General features: G+C 61.6%; 13 protein-coding genes. 2 read left to right on the top strand and 11 right to left on the bottom strand.

From position 1 onward, the window contains the following. Positions 1-372: 372 nt before the first annotated feature. A complete protein-coding gene (locus EOC93_RS06950; RefSeq protein WP_127204210.1) occupies positions 373-1,347 on the top strand; it encodes an AraC family transcriptional regulator in 975 nt (324 codons plus the stop codon). Positions 1,348-1,559: 212 nt separating this feature from the next. Here the strand turns inward: EOC93_RS06950 and EOC93_RS06960 are convergent, their stop codons facing one another. The 10 genes from EOC93_RS06960 to EOC93_RS07005 all read right to left on the bottom strand — a co-directional run bounded on the left by EOC93_RS06960 (position 1,560) and on the right by EOC93_RS07005 (position 13,734). Further along, complete coding sequence (locus tag EOC93_RS06960; protein WP_127204211.1) at positions 1,560-3,209, bottom strand: GMC family oxidoreductase; 1,650 nt, start codon at positions 3,207-3,209, stop codon at positions 1,560-1,562. Beyond that, complete coding sequence (locus tag EOC93_RS06965; RefSeq protein ID WP_127204212.1) at positions 3,206-4,717, bottom strand: FGGY-family carbohydrate kinase; 1,512 nt, start codon at positions 4,715-4,717, stop codon at positions 3,206-3,208. The genes EOC93_RS06960 and EOC93_RS06965 overlap by 4 nt, the downstream gene beginning before the upstream one ends. Positions 4,718-4,743: 26 nt before the next feature. Further along, positions 4,744-5,586: a class I fructose-bisphosphate aldolase gene (locus EOC93_RS06970; protein WP_095486269.1), complete on the bottom strand. Its 843-nt coding sequence runs from the start codon at positions 5,584-5,586 to the stop codon at positions 4,744-4,746. Then, positions 5,559-7,295 carry a glycerol-3-phosphate dehydrogenase/oxidase gene (locus EOC93_RS06975; protein ID WP_127204213.1) on the bottom strand — a complete coding sequence of 579 codons (1,737 nt, stop codon included), beginning with the start codon at positions 7,293-7,295 and terminating at the stop codon, positions 5,559-5,561. Before EOC93_RS06975 ends, EOC93_RS06970 begins: the two co-directional genes overlap by 28 nt. Before the next feature lie 18 nt (positions 7,296-7,313). Continuing rightward, positions 7,314-8,309, bottom strand: coding sequence for an aldo/keto reductase (locus EOC93_RS06980; RefSeq protein WP_095486267.1), 996 nt, complete (start codon positions 8,307-8,309; stop codon positions 7,314-7,316). Then, positions 8,306-9,286 (bottom strand): sugar-binding transcriptional regulator, encoded by a 981-nt coding sequence (locus EOC93_RS06985; RefSeq protein ID WP_127204214.1) that lies wholly within the window; start codon positions 9,284-9,286, stop codon positions 8,306-8,308. The genes EOC93_RS06980 and EOC93_RS06985 overlap by 4 nt, the downstream gene beginning before the upstream one ends. A 28-nt stretch (positions 9,287-9,314) precedes the next feature. Continuing rightward, positions 9,315-10,304 (bottom strand): ABC transporter permease, encoded by a 990-nt coding sequence (locus tag EOC93_RS06990; protein WP_095486265.1) that lies wholly within the window; start codon positions 10,302-10,304, stop codon positions 9,315-9,317. Positions 10,305-10,323: 19 nt separating this feature from the next. Beyond that, on the bottom strand, positions 10,324-11,865 hold the full coding sequence (locus tag EOC93_RS06995) for a sugar ABC transporter ATP-binding protein (protein WP_127204215.1): 1,542 nt from the start codon (positions 11,863-11,865) through the stop codon (positions 10,324-10,326). A gap of 90 nt (positions 11,866-11,955) precedes the next feature. Next, positions 11,956-12,987, bottom strand: a complete 1,032-nt coding sequence (locus EOC93_RS07000) for a substrate-binding domain-containing protein (RefSeq protein WP_095486263.1) — start codon at positions 12,985-12,987, stop codon at positions 11,956-11,958. A gap of 363 nt (positions 12,988-13,350) precedes the next feature. Further along, positions 13,351-13,734, bottom strand: a complete 384-nt coding sequence (locus tag EOC93_RS07005) for a helix-turn-helix domain-containing protein (RefSeq protein WP_095486262.1) — start codon at positions 13,732-13,734, stop codon at positions 13,351-13,353. A 104-nt stretch (positions 13,735-13,838) separates the two neighbouring features. On the opposite strand from EOC93_RS07005, the gene EOC93_RS07010 reads away from it, so the two are divergent. Continuing rightward, complete coding sequence (locus EOC93_RS07010) at positions 13,839-14,888, top strand: zinc-binding alcohol dehydrogenase family protein (RefSeq protein ID WP_127204216.1); 1,050 nt, start codon at positions 13,839-13,841, stop codon at positions 14,886-14,888. Positions 14,889-15,046: 158 nt separating this feature from the next. On the opposite strand, the gene EOC93_RS07015 is transcribed toward EOC93_RS07010, so the two are convergent. Further along, complete coding sequence (locus tag EOC93_RS07015; protein ID WP_095486260.1) at positions 15,047-16,429, bottom strand: FAD-binding oxidoreductase; 1,383 nt, start codon at positions 16,427-16,429, stop codon at positions 15,047-15,049. Between the last annotated feature and the right edge of the window lie 258 nt (positions 16,430-16,687).

Genomic DNA, 16,687 nt, shown 5'->3' on the forward strand with positions numbered 1-16,687 from the left:
TGCGCCAAAGCACGGCCGGGCAACCTCGCCGCCGCGAGACTTGAGTTGTGGCGGCCATGACAAACGCATGTCGAATACTGCCACCAAACGGAACGTCGGGTTCCTTCCTGCGCTGCGTAGACTTGGAGAACTGCCGTGGATCAACAGGCCATCGCAGCGTCGTTTCGTCTATCGCTTCGAAAGGTCGTGGCGTTTTTCACCGTGCGCGATCACCATGTTTGTTGATGCTACCGAACCCGGCTCGTCGAGTCGTGGGCAGAAGCGAACGCGATTATGGACTCGCGCGAAAACGTGATTTTTTACTGGAAAGTTGTATTTCTCGTCGATAAGTTGCAATTCTCGCACAAATCGGGAAGCACAGAGAGGGTTTAAATGGCCTCCTCAGCCGCCGAGTTTGCGTCAATCTGCTTTTCAACCGAGGGGTTGCCAGAGCCGGACCGCTTCGAGTTTTGGCGCGAAGTGCTCGGGCGCGCGATTACGAAATTCGAGATTGACCCCGTGCCGGACAGCTCGCCTGACGCAAGCATCACGCTGCGTGCGCTGCCCGGTGTTGACATTGCCAGTGGAGCAGCTGCCGGCATGCAGTACAGGCGCACACCGGCGCTGATCGACAGCGACGACATCGTTCTGTTTGTGGCTTTATCCGGCGCCCAAACGGTCGACCAAATCGGCCGCGAGTGCACGATCAGTGCGGGCGAGGCCGCAGTGTTTGCATGTGCTGAGCCGGGCCTTGCAATTCCTCGTGAACGTCAACACCGGCTCGCCTTTCGCACCCCGCACGATGTGCTCGCCCCGATGGTCGGCAACGTGGAGGACGCGATCTGCAAACCCATTCCGTCGACAGTCGATTCCTTGCGATTGCTCGTCAGCTACGCTGCCACACTTGAGGATGTGGACCAGCCCTTAACGCCAGCGGTTGCGAACCTTGCGGCAACCCATATCCAAGACCTCGTCGCGCTGGCGATCGGCGCGACCCGGGATGCCGCGGCGATCGCCGAAGGTCGCGGCCTGCGTGCAGCACGGCTCAAGGCTGTCAAGACCGATATCGTCAGCAATCTCGGCTACCACGACCTCACCGTCGGCGCCGTTGCACTGCGCCAAGGCGTCACGCCACGCTGCGTTCAAAAGCTGTTCGAGACCGAGGGGAGGACGTTTTCCTCCTTCGTGCTCGATCAGCGTCTCGCGCGCGCCCGTCGGCTCCTCAGTGATCCACGTTACGCCGACTGGACGATCAGCTCGATCGCATTCGAAGCCGGCTTCGGGGATCTCTCCTACTTTCATCGCGCCTTCCGGCGGCTCTACGGCGCGACACCCTCCGATATCCGCCAGGGGACGCTCGGCTTTTAACAGCCAATGAGTGTTTGGGCATGTCGCCCGCGAAGCCTCTGAGGGACCTGAAGTTCGACCATACGCCGATGCTGTTGGCCGATTCGAGCGTCCCGCGGCGGTGTGCCAGCCCAGGACTGGGCACTGCTGGCTACTTTGGTTCATCGCCGCGAAGGCGCTGATGGCGCGATTGGCGCATCGGCACACTGATCCTCAAGTCAAGAGGTGTCAGCCTAGTTTGGCGCAGATGCGCCACCGAGGATCATTCTCGTGGTTGCGTCCTGCAAGATCATTTCCGATGCCTTCTCCGCGATCATCACCACTGGAGAGTTGGTGTTGCCGGAAACGATCGTCGGCATAATCGAAGCATCGACGATGCGCAGGCCTGAAATGCCGTGCACCCGCAGCCGGCCGTCGACAACCGCCATCGGGTCTGCGCCCATCTTGCAGGTGCCAACCGGGTGGAAAATCGTCGTGCCGATATCGCCAGCCTTGCGGACGAGATCTTCATCGCCTTCATATTGTGCGCCGGGCAGCATTTCCTCAGGCGCGAAACGCGCAACGGCGCGCGCCTTCATCAAGCGGCGGACATGGCGGAGCGATGCTACAGCCACCGTCCGGTCTCCCTCGGTAGACAAATAGTTCGGCCGGATCTTCGGGGCAGTCTGCGGATCGGGCGTCTCCATGTGGACGGTGCCGCGGCTTTCCGGTCTGAGGTTGCAGACCGAAACCGTGACCGCGGGGAAGCGATGCAGCGGCTCGCCCAGCCGGTCGGTGCTCAACGGCTGAACATGGTATTCGAGATCGGGCGTCTCCAGGCGTGGGTCGCTTCTGGCGAAGATGCCAAGCTGGCTCGGCGCCATCGACAGCGGTCCGGTGCGACGGACGGCGTATTCGACGCCCATGGCCGCGCGGCTGAGCAGATTGTGGTAGCGCTGGTTTAGCGTCGAGGCATTGGCGACCTTGAAGACAGTGCGGATCTGCAGATGATCCTGCAGGTTCTCGCCGACGCCACCCAATGCGTGGCGAACCGGGATTCCTGCTGAGCCAAGCACGGCAGGTCGGCCGACGCCGGAAAGCTCGAGCAGCTTCGGCGAATTGATCGCGCCAGCAGCAAGTATCGTCTCGCCTGCCCGCGCACGATGCAACTGACCGCCCATGCGGAAGACAACGCCGGTGACGCAAGCTCCGTCGAAATTTAGGTTCTCGGTCTCGGCGCCGGTCACGACGCGCAAATTCGGCCGCCGGAGCACGTCCCGCAGGAACGCTTTCGAGGTATTCCAGCGCACGCCCTTCCTCTGGTTGACCTCGAAATAGCCCGACCCCTCGTTGGTCCCGCCGTTGAAATCCTCGGTCCGGGGGATGCCAAGTTCCTCGGCAGCATCGCGGAAGGCATCCAGGATTGGCCAGGACAGGCGTTGGCGCTCGACGCGCCATTCGCCACCGGCGCCATGAAGGTCGTTGGCACCGCCAAAATGGTCCTCGGACTTGCGGAAATATGGAAGCACGTCATCCCAGCCCCAACCAAGATTTCCGGCTTGCCGCCAGCCGTCATAGTCGGCCGCCTGGCCGCGCATGTAGATCATGCCGTTGATCGACGAGCAGCCGCCCAGAAGCTTGCCGCGCGGATAGTTAAGCGCACGACCGTTCAGCCCGGCTTCAGGCTCGGTCTTCATTAGCCAATCGGTGCGCGGGTTGCCCATGCAATAGAGATAGCCGATGGGAATGTTGACCCAGTGGTAGCGGTCACTGCCGCCGGCCTCCAGAAGCAGCACGCGCATGCCTGGATTGGCCGACAGTCTGTTGGCCAGCACGCAGCCGGCTGAACCCGCGCCGACGATGATGAAGTCGTATTGTCCAAAATCGGCAACGGTCTGTGTCAATTAGAGGTCCGTTCGCTTGCCATCCTGTCCCATAGCGGACCCATGGCCTGGTTGATCTCGCCATACAGACGATAGCGCTGCTCATAGAACGGTGCGATCTCGCTATTGGGCTTGTAGAAGCGGTCGGGCGCGGTCATCGCGGCGGCGCCCGCAGAGAAGTCGGCAAACAAGCCGACGCCGGTCCCGGCTGCAATTGCAGCTCCCAGCGCACCAGTCTCGCGGCTGCGCGCCACGGTCACCGGCACTTTCAGCACATCGGCAAATATCTGCGGCCAGATGGCGCTGCGCGAGCCGCCGCCCGAAAGGACCGCCTGGCTGACAGTGGCTCCCGCTCGACGCAGCGTCTCGACATGGCGCCGATGTTCGAAGACGACACCCTCGAACAGTGCGCGCAGCATATGCGCCCGCGTGTGCCAGCCGGCGATGCCGTAGAAACCTGCACGCGCCTTGCCATTCTGCTGCGAGCCGTAAAGGAATGGGTGGTAGATCGGCATGTCTCCCGCGGGATCGACGGAAGCAACAAGCTCGCTGCATATCTCGAATGGCGATGCGCCTGCCGGCGCATGCTCGAAGAACTCACGCACGATCCACTCGAGATTTGCGGCCGAAGTGGCGCTCGATTCGATGGCGAGGTAGCGCACCGGATCGAATGTCGACAGCATGAAGATCGACGGATCGCGGATCGGCTCTTCGGTGATAACCTGGTTGATGCTCCAGGTGCCGGCAATGATGGAGGCGGCGCCGGTGCTGGTGACGCCTGAACCGATGGCGCTGGCGACGACGTCGAACAGGCCCGCCACCACAGGCGTGCCCGCCCGAAGGCCGGTGGCGGCGGCGACATCGCGCGTGACATGGCCGGCGATCTCGGAGGCCTCCAGCACGTTGGGCAGCAGGTCCATGCAATCGTCGAGACCGTAGGCGGCCAGCAACTCACGCTCGTAGCGTCGGCCGGGCATGTGCAAAAGCCCGCAGCCCGACATATCCGAGGTGTCGGTCGAGCGCGCGCCGGTGAGGCGGTTGACGACAAAATCCTTGCACAGGAAAACCGTGCCCATTCGGGCAAAAAGCGCCGGGTCATGACGCTTGAGCCACGCGAGCAGAGTCGGCGTCTGCGCCGCCCAGGGCCGTTGCAGGCAATGGACATAGGTCCGGTCGCCAACGCCTGCGGCGGCCCATTCGCTCACGATGCCGACGCCGCGCGTGTCGAGCGACTGGATGCCGAGCAGCGGGTCGCCGCTGCGGTCCAGCGCATAAAGCCCGTTGCCGTGGCCGGCGCAGCCGATCACGGCGATGTCGCGGGGGTCGATGCCCGACTGGTCGAGGCACTGGCGGATGACCTCGACGGCGTTGCGCCACAATTCGCCGAGATCCCGTTCGACATGGCCGGGCTTCGGCATGCAGGAGCGGCCGTCCCGAGCGGCGAGCGCAAGCTCGCGACCGGCGGCGTCGAAGATGATGGCCTTGATGACGGTATTCCCCGCATCGAGACCCAGAATGTATTGCTGCATCGAAGCTCCTCCCAAGCTGCCTAAGGTTATTCTTGTTGGTAGAGCTCCCAGGCCGCCGCGCCGTCCGCATTCTCATGGATGATCGCCATCAATCCTCTGACGACGGCACGAGGGTTGGAATGCTGGTATATGTTGCGGCCATAGACCATGCCTGCCGCGCCCTGCGCCATCAGCGCCGCCGACTTGTCGAAGACGGCGCGCAAATCCTCCCTGCCCCCACCGCGCACAAGGACAGGACAGCGCGCCGCCGCCACGACCCGGTGGAAGTCGTTCGGATCGGTGGTCGGGTCCGCCTTGATAATATCGGCGCCCATCTCGCTTGCGAGCCGGGTCAGGGTGACGATCTTTTCGGGATCGCCGTCGACCATGTAGCCTCCGCGCTCCGAGTTTGGCAGCATTGCCAGCGGCTCGATCATCAGCGGCAGGCCGTATTTTTCGCAGTCGGCGCGAACGCGGGCAATGTTGTGGACGCATTGCCTGAATAGGTCCGGCTCATCGGGCAGCATGAATAGATTGACGACCACGCAAGCTGCATCCATTTCCAGCGCGCCGATCAGTGGCTCGGCTTCGTTCTGCAGGATGGCCCACATCGAACGATGACGGGTTTTGTTATATGGATTGCCCATATCTATGCGCATGACCAATGCTGGCTTATCCTTGCCAGGCAAGGACTGCAGCAGATCGGCCTGGCCATAATTCATCTGAATGGCGTCCGGGCCCGCAGCGACCAGCTGGGCGACGACGCCGGCCATATCCTCTAGCCCTTCCAGGAACGACGGCTCGTTGCACACGCCATGGTCGATTGCGACGTCGAGACAGCGCGCTCCGCCGAACAACCGGTTCATGCGGACTTTCTTGTTGATGCGCATTCGGCGCTCCTTCCTTGGTCTTTTTTTGATAGCTGGTCGAGATCGACGCCGTGCCGGCGTTGCAACAGGGCGAGGAAATCGGTGCACTCGAATGCCTTGCGCGCGGCGTCCCAGTTCTTTTCGACAGCGAAAATGTCGAGAACCGCATCGAGAAGGTCGGCCGAAAGCGCACCGGTAATGGCGATTGTCGTGCGACGGAGCAGCAGGTCCCCCAGCTGTTCGACATATTCATTGGCGATGAGATATTGAATCTCCCGGGCCGAGTAGTCGCTGCCGGGCAAGAGTTCGTCATGTCCCGCTGCCATATAGGCGGCGACGGTATCCGCCGCGGTACCGTAGCGCTCGAAAAGGCTGCGCATACGGTCGAGCGATAGGCCGTGTGCCGCCGCGCGCTCTGCGCACCATTTTGTCGGCGCAATCGGAAAATTCCGGCCGCCGCCGATCGGCATGTTTTCGGTGCCGACGACGCGCTGTCGGCGCAATCGCTCAAGCACGATATCCGCTGCCAGTTCGCCAAACGATCGGAAGGTTGTCCACTTCCCGCCGATCATACAGAGCGTCGGCGGCAGCATACCGGCGCCCTCGACGAGTTCGCAGAAATGATCGCGGGGTATGCGCCCGGTAAAACTGTCCTGGCTTATCGGCAGCGGCCTCACTCCGGTGAACTGAAAGACGATATCGGCATCGGCGATCTCTATCCCAGGAAACACGAAGGACAGGGACTGAAGAATGTATTGCCGCTCGTCATCCATGCAGCGCGCCTGGTCGGGATCGTCGACACGGATATCCGTCGACCCGACCAGCACGTTGCCGAGATAGGGAAACAGGATGCAGATCCGGCCGTCCTCGTTCTCATAATAGATCATGTGCCCGTCGAGCGCGTCATGAAGCTCGCGATTGTCGACGATCAGATGCGAACCTTTGGTGCCGCCCATAAGCTTCGGCGCAACGGCTCCGATCGCTGAATTGGTCAGGTCGATCCAGCCGCCTGTTGCGTTGACGACGAGCCGCGGCTTCACGGCTACCGTTTCGCCGGATAGTCCGTCGTTAAGCACCAGGCTCGCGTCACCGAGCGATACGCGTGCATAGTTGAGCGCCCGAGCGGACGGCTTTTCCTTCATGGTATCGCACAGCATCTCGGTACCCAGCCGCTCGGGGTGGCTGACCCAGGCATCATAGTATGTCGCCGAATTTCGAATAGCAGGATTGATTGCAGGCCAGACCTTGAGTGTCTCAGCGCGGCTTCTGAATTTATGCATCGGGACGACACGCCGTGCGGCGGTGAAGAAGTCATACATCGCCAAGCCGGTCTTGATGACCAATGCGCCGCGCCGGCCCGGACGACGGCTTAGCCCAAGGAAGCGGACTGCGCCATTTGCTATGCCTGAGAACAGGTCGAAGATCGGCACCGTGGTTGGCAATGGCGCGACATAGTGCGGCGCGTTCTTCAACAGCCGGTCGCGTTCGAGCAGAGATTCGCGGACCAGCTTGAACTCACCGTTTTCAAGATAACGCAAGCCGCCATGAACCATGCGCGAGAGGGCTGCGCTGGCGCCGGAGCAGTAATCGCCCTTTTCCGCGAGCAGCACATCGACGCCCTGCAAAGCGAGTTCGCGAAACACGCTGATGCCGTTAATGCCGCCGCCTATGACGAGCACGTCAACATCGGGGTTCTCGCGCAAGCCGGCGATCGTCTGGATGCGATTCATCTCAGGATGCGCTTTCGATCACGCATCTATCGCCACGAGATGCCCGGCCACCGCCGCATCGACGGCCGTCAGTTCCGCGGCGCTCAGCGAAATCTCCCCTGCCCTGGCATTGTCGACCGCCTGCTTCGCGTTTCGTGCTCCACACAACGCGAAGGTGATGCCGGGCTGCGCCAGCGTCCAGGCGATGACGATCTGCGCCATGCTTGCCTGGTGGGCCTCCGCGACTGGGGTCAGGGCATGCTTCAAAGCGGCTATCTTGCGCCGGTTGGCCTGAGAGAAGCGCGGATTGTCTTTGCGCTGGTCGTCGCCGCTGAACTCACGTGCCGGATCGATCGCACCCGAAAGCAGGCCGAGCGCAAGCGACGAGTAACTGAGCGTAGCCACTCGATGCCGGCGCGCGATCGGCAGCAATGTCTGCTCAATCTCGCGATCCAGCATCGAATATCTCTCCTGGATCGCGTCGAGCTGGCCAGCTTCTACATACTGCTGCAGCTCGGCGGCGTTGAGATTGCTTGCGCCGATGGCGCGGATCTTGCCAGCTGATTTGAGGCGTTCGAGCGCTTCCATTGTCTCGGCAATGGGGGTCGTCGGGTCCTGCCAATGAGTGATGTAGAGATCGATATAATCGGTGCCGAGCCGCCTTAGGCTCTGCTCCACTTCATAAGCGATGCCGTCGGCGCTCAGATATCGGTTCACGGGCTTTCCGTCCTGATCGAAGAAGTGGTTGCCCTTTTTCGAATGCCAGTTCAGGCCACATTTGGTGGCGATGACCGCGCGATCGCGCCGGCCCTTGATGGCCTTGCCGACGATCTCCTCGCTGCGGCCGAGACCGTAAGCCGGCGCGGTGTCGATCAGCGAGACGCCGGCTTCGATGGACGCCTGGATCGCAGCGATCGATTCTGCTTCATCGGTGCCACCCCACATCCAGCCGCCGATGGCCCAGGTGCCGAGCCCGACCGCCGAAGTGACAACGCCGGACTTGCCGATTGAGCGGGTGATCTGTCGAGAATTCATGCTGCATTTCCTTCGGCGAGCTCGAGGATTTTCAAGCCGGTGGTTTCGTCGGTGACGAGCGTATCGAGGTGGGAGCCGCGCATGGCACTGAGGATCGGGACCACCTTGCTTGCGCCGCTGGCGACCCCGATCGATTGCGGAATGGTCGCGAATTCCTCGAGCGTCAGCGAAACGAGCGAGTGGTTGAGGCGGTAGTCCGCGAGCTTGCCGTTGCCGTCTATGAGATGGGCGAGCAGCTCGCCCGCCGCGCCCGAGCGCTCGATGGCCAGCCGGTCGGCGCTCGAGGACGGGTGCAGATCGTAGTAGCTCGAATCGTCGGTCAGGATGGAGCCGATGCCGACAACCGCAAGCGTTGCTTCCCGCGCCTTGCTGAAGACATCCGATACGGCCCGGACGCCCATCAACATGTCGCGTTGGGCCGGGCTGTCGGCAAACAGCGGCGCGTGAATCTGATAGGCGCGCCCGCCGAGCTTGTCGGCCATCAGCGACGCGACATGATTGACGTCTGTGTAATGCTTGCCCTGGACCAGGCCGGTCGCGGGAACGACCTCGACGTCATAGCTGCGGTTCGGCTTGAGGCCGGCGACGACGGCACTCACCCCCTTGCCCCCGGTTATGGAAATCGTATCGCCGTCCTTGATCGTCTCGAGCACCAGCCGGGCCGCGGCCTCGCCGACGCGCTGGAGCGCGGTCTGCGGATTGTCCGATACGGAAGGGACGACGACGGCCCTTTGGATGCCACCTATCGCGACAAGTCGCGCCTCGATGTCGACCAGTTGCTCGATCGGCGACTTGATCTTGATCTCGACAAGCCCGAGTTGGTGACCGCGTTTGATCAGCCGGTTGACCGTCGCATGCGAGATGCCGAGCTCCTTGGCGATTTCAGCCTGCGTCTTGCCTTCCATGTAATGAAGCACAAGCGCCTGATACATCTGGCGGACGATTGTGATGTCGTCCCGCGAATTGGTTGGTGACATGATGGATGCTCAACTCTTGCGCTGCTGCTCAGGATTTCCTGCTGTGCAGGAAATGGTCGATGGATACCGCCGCGAGCAGGATGCATCCCTTGATCATGTCCTGCCAATAGACGGAGACGTCGAGCAGGATCAGCGAGCTTGTGACGACGGAGAGCAGCGCCATGCCCAGTATGGCGCCGAAGATGGTGCCCGAGCCGCCATTGAGCGATGCCCCGCCAATCACGGCCGCCGCGATGATGTTGAGCTCCATGCCGGCGCCGAAGGTCGGGGTCGCAGCGCCAAACCGCGACATGTAGATGACGCCGGCAAAGCCCGCGAGGGTCGAGCAGAGGACCGTGACCCAGAATTTGACCTGCTTGGTCTTGATGCCCGAAAACTGAGCCGCCTTCTCGTTGCTGCCGGTATAGAAGACCTTGCGGAACGCGGTGGCGCGCCGAAGCAGGAAATCGAAGATGGCCACGACCACGACAAAGATGACGATGACATAAGGCACGTTGCCGAAGCTGCCCTGGCCGATCGCCTTGAACCCGGGCGGCAGGGTGAACAGCGAAAGCGGAGTTCCCTTGGTGATGACAAGGCAAAGGCCGCGCACGATGACCATTGCCGCCAGCGATGTGATGAAGTGATTGAGCCCGATGACGGTCACGAAGAAGCCCATCGCCGCGCCGATCAGCGCGCTGGCGCCTATGCCAATGAGGCTCGCGGTCCACGGGTCCAGTCCCATCAGGAAGAGAGCGCCTGACACGACCATGGAGAAGCAGACCACCGACCCGACGGAAAGATCAATGCCGCCGACAATGAGGAGTATCGTCATGCCGACCACGACGATGCCTTCAATGGAGAAGCTCATCAGCATGGCCCGGAAATTTCCCCAGGTCAGGAAATGCGGCGAGGCAAATGTCATGGCGACGCACAGCGCCAGCATGATTGCGATCAGCCCCGCTTCGCGCATTGACCCCAGACGCAGCCAGTTGCGCCCGCCAAGCCCCGGGGCGCTCGCCTTGATTTCAGCGTCCATGAGGGTTCTTCCGGTCTGTCTAAGCGACATTGTGGGCCTGCCTTGCGTTTGATCGTTGCTGCCGGACACCCGACGCCAGCAGCATGATCGCCTCTTCAGTCAATTCGTCCGCCCCTATTTCGCCGACGATGGCCCCTTCGTGTATGACGAGCACCCGGTCGCTGAGCCCGATCAATTCCGGAAGCTCGGATGAAATCACGATGACGCCGACGCCTCGCTCGGCAAGGTCGCGAAGCAGGCGATGGATTTCCACTTTGGCGCCGACATCGACCCCGCGTGTGGGCTCGTCCAGAATGACCACTTTGGGGCCAACGGAAAGAAGCCTGGCGATGGCTACTTTCTGCTGATTGCCACCACTAAGCGTCGACACCTGTGTCTCGATGCCGCCCATGCGCACACCGTGGCGCTCCACCAGCTCGGTGGCTTGCTTTGCCTCGGCGCGGCGATCGAGCAGCCCAAGGGGTGTGGTCAGTTTCCGAAGGTCCAGCGCGGAGATGTTCGACGCAATCGACAGGTCCAGGAACAGGCCCGACGCCTTGCGGTCCTCGGAGAGATAGACCAGGCCCGCGCGCACTGCATCGCTGTAGTTCCTGATGCTGACCGGCTCGCCATTGAGTTCGACCGATCCCGACACTTTCGGGCGCAAGCCGCAGACGGTCTGAACCATCTCGCTGCGGCCGGCGCCAATCAATCCGCCAATGCCAAGAATTTCGCCTGCACGAAGCGCGAAGCTGACGCCGTCGGAACCCTGTCGATAGGTGAGATTCCCGACCGACAGGACAGGGCGATCGCTGCGCCGCTCAGGCGAGAGCTTTTGCGGATAGAGCTGCGTGATTTCGCGCCCGACCATCTTGCGCACGACATCATTGGGAGTGACCGAAGCGATAGAATCGGTCGCCACATATCTGCCGTCACGAAAGACCGTGACGCGGTCGCACAGGCTGAAGATCTCGGCCATGCGGTGGCTGATGTAGATGATTGAAATTCCGCGCGCCTTGAGATCGCGCACAATTGCGAAAAGGCGCCGCGCCTCGGTCTCGGTCAGGGCGGCTGTCGGCTCGTCGAGCATCAGCACGCGGCATTCGAGCGTCAACGCCTTGGCGATTTCCACAAGTTGCTGGTTGGAAATCGAAAGATAGGCGACCGGCGTCTCGACCGGGATCGGCGCCAGCAGGTCCATTATCTTTTGCGCATCGGCGTAGAGCCGGCGAAAGTTCATCAGCGGCGCGCGCCGATTGTTGATCGCCGCCATGAGAATATTCTCGGCGACCGTAGCATCCTGGCAGAGCGCAATTTCCTGATGGACAAGGCCTATGCCAAGCCGCTGCGCGGCGGATGGCGATGCGATGGTGACGTCCTTGCCTTCGAGACGGATGGTGCCTTCGTCGGGTTGCACAATGCCGGCGATGATATTCATCAGCGTGGATTTGCCCGCGCCATTCTCGCCGCACAGCGCGTGAATTTCACCCCCCTGCAGCGTGAAATCAACCCCGGTCAGCGCTTTGATGGCGCCGAAGGATTTCGAGATGTCGCAGATTTCAAGTATGGCGGCGGCAGTCACTGCGTCCCCCTGCAGCGTTGATATTGACGACAATGGCCCAGTCGACGGGGCGCGAGCGCCCCGTCCGGTTCGAGCATCTCCGAAGAGACCTTATTCCTCGATGCCCTTGGTGCCGCGCCGCTTGAGATAGGCGTCCCAATAGAAATCATCGGCATTTTCCGCAGTTACGATGGAAAAGCCGTTGTCGACGAAAGGCACGCCCATGCCGTTGAATCCCGACCGCCGAGCGTCGTTCATCGGATCGATCAGCTCCGGATGCTTGGCCAGCCACAGCAGCATGAACCCCATGTAGCCCTGCATGCCCTGGTTCGGGTTGACCGAGCCAAAGATTTCGCCGGCCTTGATCATATCGAGGATCTTGGCGTTGACGTCGGCCAGCATAACCCGGATCTTGCCGCCCCCCTCCTTCGCGGCCTGCGCCGCGCCGATTGCCGAGTTGGCTTCCGGCATGAACACTGCGCCCAGTTCGGGATGCGCCTGGGCAAGGCTGAGCACGGCCTGATAGGCTTTCGTCGCATCCTGGTTCGACGCCGCGCGGCCGACGAGCTTCATCTCAGGCCATTTGGCTTCCATGCGGCCGATGAAGGCGGCGATGCGCTTGTCGTGATTATCCTGTCCGGGGTTCTCGAGAACCGCGTATTCGCCCTTGCCGTCCATCGCCTTGGCAACGGCATCGGCGGCATAGGTGCCTTCAGCGACATTGTCGGAGGTGATGTAGGACACGCGTTTGGAGTTGGGCGAATCTGCGGCGAATGTGACTACTGCCGTTCCCTGGTCGATAGCCCGATTGATCGGCTCGATGAATGGATCGGAGTTCATCGGATGCACCAGGATGCCAGCCGGCTTTTGAGCCAGCGCCTGGTCGAATGTCGCTATCTGTTTGTTCACGTCGTACTCGGGCGTTCCGGTGTATTCGGTCTCGCAACCGAACTGCTGTCCAGCCTGCTTGAACATCTCGTAGACCGGGAACCAATATTCGACGCCGGAAACCATGACGTTCATGACGTATTTTTCACCCGGCTCGCATTTGAACGGGTTGGCGGCCTGGGCCGCGGCGTGGCTTGCCCCCAACACAGTGGTGGCTGCTGCCGACATGGCGAGCATGCTCAAAAATTTGCGCAAGAATCCTCCCTCGGCCGAAGCCTGGTCAATTGGACGGTCGGACACTTACGTGCCGCCGCTCGTGGTTGCTGACACCGAACCTCCTCCCGAGGCCCAGCAGTTGATCATTTGCAGGAGTTCGCTCAACTGTCAATAAAATTCATATGCAGAAATATATTTCATACTTGCTTGGTGCATCCGCCGAGCGAGACACCATGCTCGCCATCGCAGCGGCTGACCTCGTGCATGTGGACCGGCGCCGGAGCATGACCCTAGCTCGACTTCCACTATGCTATTGATATTGCAGTTACTATTAATTTGTGTCGGAGGTCACCAACCTCAAGGTCGCATTGCGCCATCTCAAAGTCCGCATGCTGCCGCTATCTATGAATTCCGCGAAACAGTCCGGCGGGCGTGAGTTGCAGCCTGCTTCGTACGCTGGCGCTCGAGCCGCGCCTCGCCCCATTTCGAAAGCATCTCCACAATAGGCCGGAGACTTTCACCTTCCTCGCTGACGCGGTACTCCACCCGCGGTGGAACTACGGCATAGACCGTCCTGCTGACCAGGTCTGCCTCCTCCAGATCCCGAAGTTGCTTGGTGAGAAGCCGGGCGGTGATACCGGGTACACGGCGATGCAGCTCGTTGAAGCGCAAGCAGCCGGCGTCGAGCAGATGAAATAGCACGACGCCCTTCCAACGCCCGTCGATAAGGTCGAGCGTAACCTCCACCGGGCACCCCGGCACATCAACATAGTGCTTTACCTTCATCCCGACGGTTCCCTTTTGGGAAGTTAATACGCCAAACAGCCGTATTGGCAAAGTCTGTCGCAATGGCAATTTGCTCGGTGTTTCAGCATCGAAAAGGAATTCCCATGCAGGCTATCGGCTACCGTCCAGGCTCCGCCTTGTCCGACCCTCAATGCTTCGTAGAGATCAGCAAAGAGTATCCCAAGCCGCGCCCGCGCGATCTCTTGGTCTCGGTACGCGCGGTCTCTGTCAATCCGGTCGATACCAAGATCCGCAACGGCCAGGTTTTCCTAGGCGAAGAGATCGACGTCCTCGGCTGGGATGTTGCAGGGGTCGTTGTCGATGTTGGTGCCGACGTCACGCTCTTTCGCCCAGGCGATGAAGTCTTCTATTCGGGCAATCTCAATCGGCCCGGTGCCAATGCGGAATTGCACGCGGTAGACGAACGTCTCGTGGGTCGCAAGCCGGCCCGGCTCACATTCATGCAGGCGGCAGCGCTGCCTCTTACGTCGCTGACGGCCTGGGAGTTACTGTTCGACCGCCTCGACGTTACGCCCGGAAGCCTGCACGATGGCGGCACGCTGCTGATCATCGGCGGGGCGGGCGGTGTCGGCTCGATGCTGATCCAGCTGGCGCGACGCCTCACCGGCCTGACCGTCATCGCGACCGCCTCACGGCCCGAGAGCCGGGAGTGGTGCCTGTCGCTCGGGGCGCACCATGTCATCGATCATTCGCGATCGATGATCGAGGAGCTTGCCGCTACAGGCGCTTCGGCAATCACCCACATCGCAGCCCTCAACCAGACAGAGCAGCATTGGGCTGCGATCGCAGCGATCATTGCCCCCTACGGCAAGGTCGGAGTCATCACCAACCATGCAATCCTTGATGCGACGCCGCTTCGGTCGAAAAGCGCTTCGTTGCATTGGGAGGACGTGGTGACGCGACCTCATTCTGGCGGTGCCGACATGGTCGCTCATCACAGGATTCTCGAAGAGGTCTCGGCGCTCGCTGACTCCGGTGTCCTGCGCTCCACAGTGACGACCGACCTTGGAAAGCTCACGCCCAGCAGTCTTCTGGAGGCGCATCGGCTTGTTGAGGGCGGCCGCATGTTGGGAAAAGTCGTCTTAGAGGGATTGTCGACCGAAATGGGGGCGCGCCACTACCTGCGACGATGACGGCGAGGGCTGATGATCGCAGGCCAATTGCTGTCTTGCATTTCCAGTTCGTAAGGGCCGCTTTCCGGTCAGCCCTCGATGGAACGCGACACCGGCTTTCGCATGCCACAAGCCTGTCCGCCTCGGCGTGACCCAAAGACGGACAGGCTCAGCCCGGCTTACGGCCGGATGTTGTGGTTGACGCGGAAGAGGTTCGCCGGATCGTATTTGCGCTTAACCGAGACGAGCCGCTCATAGTTGGCACCGTAGGCGGCGCGCACGCGCGCTTCACCTTCATCATCCATCATGAAGTTGATGTAGGCGCCGCCATGCGGGTTGTGCTTGTGCACCGCGGCCCAATACTCGCTTGCCCAGCGCCTCAGCTCCGACGCCTTCGTCGGGTCGGGATCGATGCCCGCGATAACCATGGACCAACGCGCTCGCCGCGCCCCCCAGGCGGTGGCGTCCGGAGCCACGTCCTGAACCGCTCCGTCGATGGGGTAGAGATGCATCAGCGACAGCTCGCTCGGGGTCTTCGAGCCGTGCTCGGCATGGGCAGCGATGGCCGCATCGGACAGCTCGTCGACATAATCGCCCTTCCAGTACCACTGCAAGCCCTTCGGCAGCAGCGGATCAAACAGCGCCTGCAGATCGACGAAGGGCATTTGCACCATACCGTCCATCAAAGGCTTGGGAAGCGCGTCGCGCACGGGCTGCATCGCCCGGATGCCGTCCTCCTCTGCGCCGTTGTAGCAACTGATCAGCGCGCATATGCGCCTTCCCCAGATCTCGCGCGGGAAAGGGTCGCAGGAGGGCACCGTCTTGATGCCGAAGAACATCCCGAGCTCTCGCGGCGCTCCGGGCAGGAAGTCGCGGTACCAGCGCATGATCTCCGCGGCATCTGCGATGTCGAAGAAGATCGGCCCGGCATAGACATCCTTCGCCGGATGCGCCTGAAATATGAAGCGCGTCACAACGCCGAAGTTGCCGCCGCCGCCGCGCAGCGCCCAGAACAGCTCCGGGTGTTCGTCCTCACTTGCCGTCACGACGCTGCCGTCGGCCAGCACGACCTCGGCCGCAAGCAGATTGTCAATGGTGAGGCCGTGTTTGCGCGTGAGATGGCCGGTGCCGCCTCCCAGCGTCAGTCCGGCGACGCCTGTGGTCGCGACGATGCCCGCCGGCACCGCCAGCCCATGAACGCTGGTGGCGCGGTCGACATCGCCTTGGGTGCAGCCGGCCTCGACGCGAACCGTTCGAGTCGTGGGATCGATATCGACCCGTTTCATCGGCGACATGTCGATGACCATCCCGCCGTCGCAACTGCCGAAGCCTGGACCGTTGTGGCCGCCGCCGCGAATGGCAAGAAGCAAATGCTTCTCTCGGGCGTAATTGACGGCCGCGACGACGTCGGCGACCTCGGCGCAAGGGATGATCCAGCGCGGCCTCTTGTCGATCATAGCGTTGTAGAGCCCGCGAGCCTCTTCATAGACCGGATGGTTTTGGTCAATAAGGCTCGCGCGGAGCCGGTCGGGGAAATCATACGAAGTTACTGGCTTATCCATTTTGAACCCTCAGGTTTCGGAGCAAGACGCGTCGGCAACTCGCCAAGACTAGATTGTTCGTCCTGGGCGCCGGACATTTGCGTTTCGCCGGTTGAATCTGCCGCACTGCGGCTCTTCTTGTCATACACCGCCTTCGTTTCAGACGTTTTTCTGTGACGCCGTGGGAATGTTTCGTTTGTTTCAGCGGCACGCTCGAAGGGGATGACAGGCGGCATTTTGTGGCTGGTTAAGATCCCGAGTCGTTAGCTCGAGCCGTGG

Origin of the sequence: Mesorhizobium sp. M6A.T.Ce.TU.002.03.1.1 (assembly GCF_003997275.1) — a bacterium.
GTDB classification, from domain to species: Bacteria; Pseudomonadota; Alphaproteobacteria; order Rhizobiales; family Rhizobiaceae; genus Mesorhizobium; species Mesorhizobium mediterraneum.

Bases quoted from the DNA above. Each gene is read 5' to 3' on its own strand.
- EOC93_RS07010 (WP_127204216.1), top strand. From the start codon at position 13,839: ATGCAGGCTATCGGCTACCGTCCAGGCTCCGCCTTGTCCGACCCTCAA.
- EOC93_RS06975 (WP_127204213.1), bottom strand. From the start codon at position 7,295: ATGAATCGCATCCAGACGATCGCCGGCTTGCGCGAGAACCCCGATGTT.
- EOC93_RS07015 (WP_095486260.1), bottom strand. From the start codon at position 16,429: ATGGATAAGCCAGTAACTTCGTATGATTTCCCCGACCGGCTCCGCGCG.
- EOC93_RS07005 (WP_095486262.1), bottom strand. From the start codon at position 13,734: ATGAAGGTAAAGCACTATGTTGATGTGCCGGGGTGCCCGGTGGAGGTT.
- EOC93_RS06970 (WP_095486269.1), bottom strand. From the start codon at position 5,586: ATGCGCATCAACAAGAAAGTCCGCATGAACCGGTTGTTCGGCGGAGCG.
- EOC93_RS06980 (WP_095486267.1), bottom strand. From the start codon at position 8,309: ATGAATTCTCGACAGATCACCCGCTCAATCGGCAAGTCCGGCGTTGTC.
- EOC93_RS06990 (WP_095486265.1), bottom strand. From the start codon at position 10,304: ATGGACGCTGAAATCAAGGCGAGCGCCCCGGGGCTTGGCGGGCGCAAC.
- EOC93_RS06985 (WP_127204214.1), bottom strand. From the start codon at position 9,286: ATGTCACCAACCAATTCGCGGGACGACATCACAATCGTCCGCCAGATG.
- EOC93_RS06950 (WP_127204210.1), top strand. From the start codon at position 373: ATGGCCTCCTCAGCCGCCGAGTTTGCGTCAATCTGCTTTTCAACCGAG.
- EOC93_RS06965 (WP_127204212.1), bottom strand. From the start codon at position 4,717: ATGCAGCAATACATTCTGGGTCTCGATGCGGGGAATACCGTCATCAAG.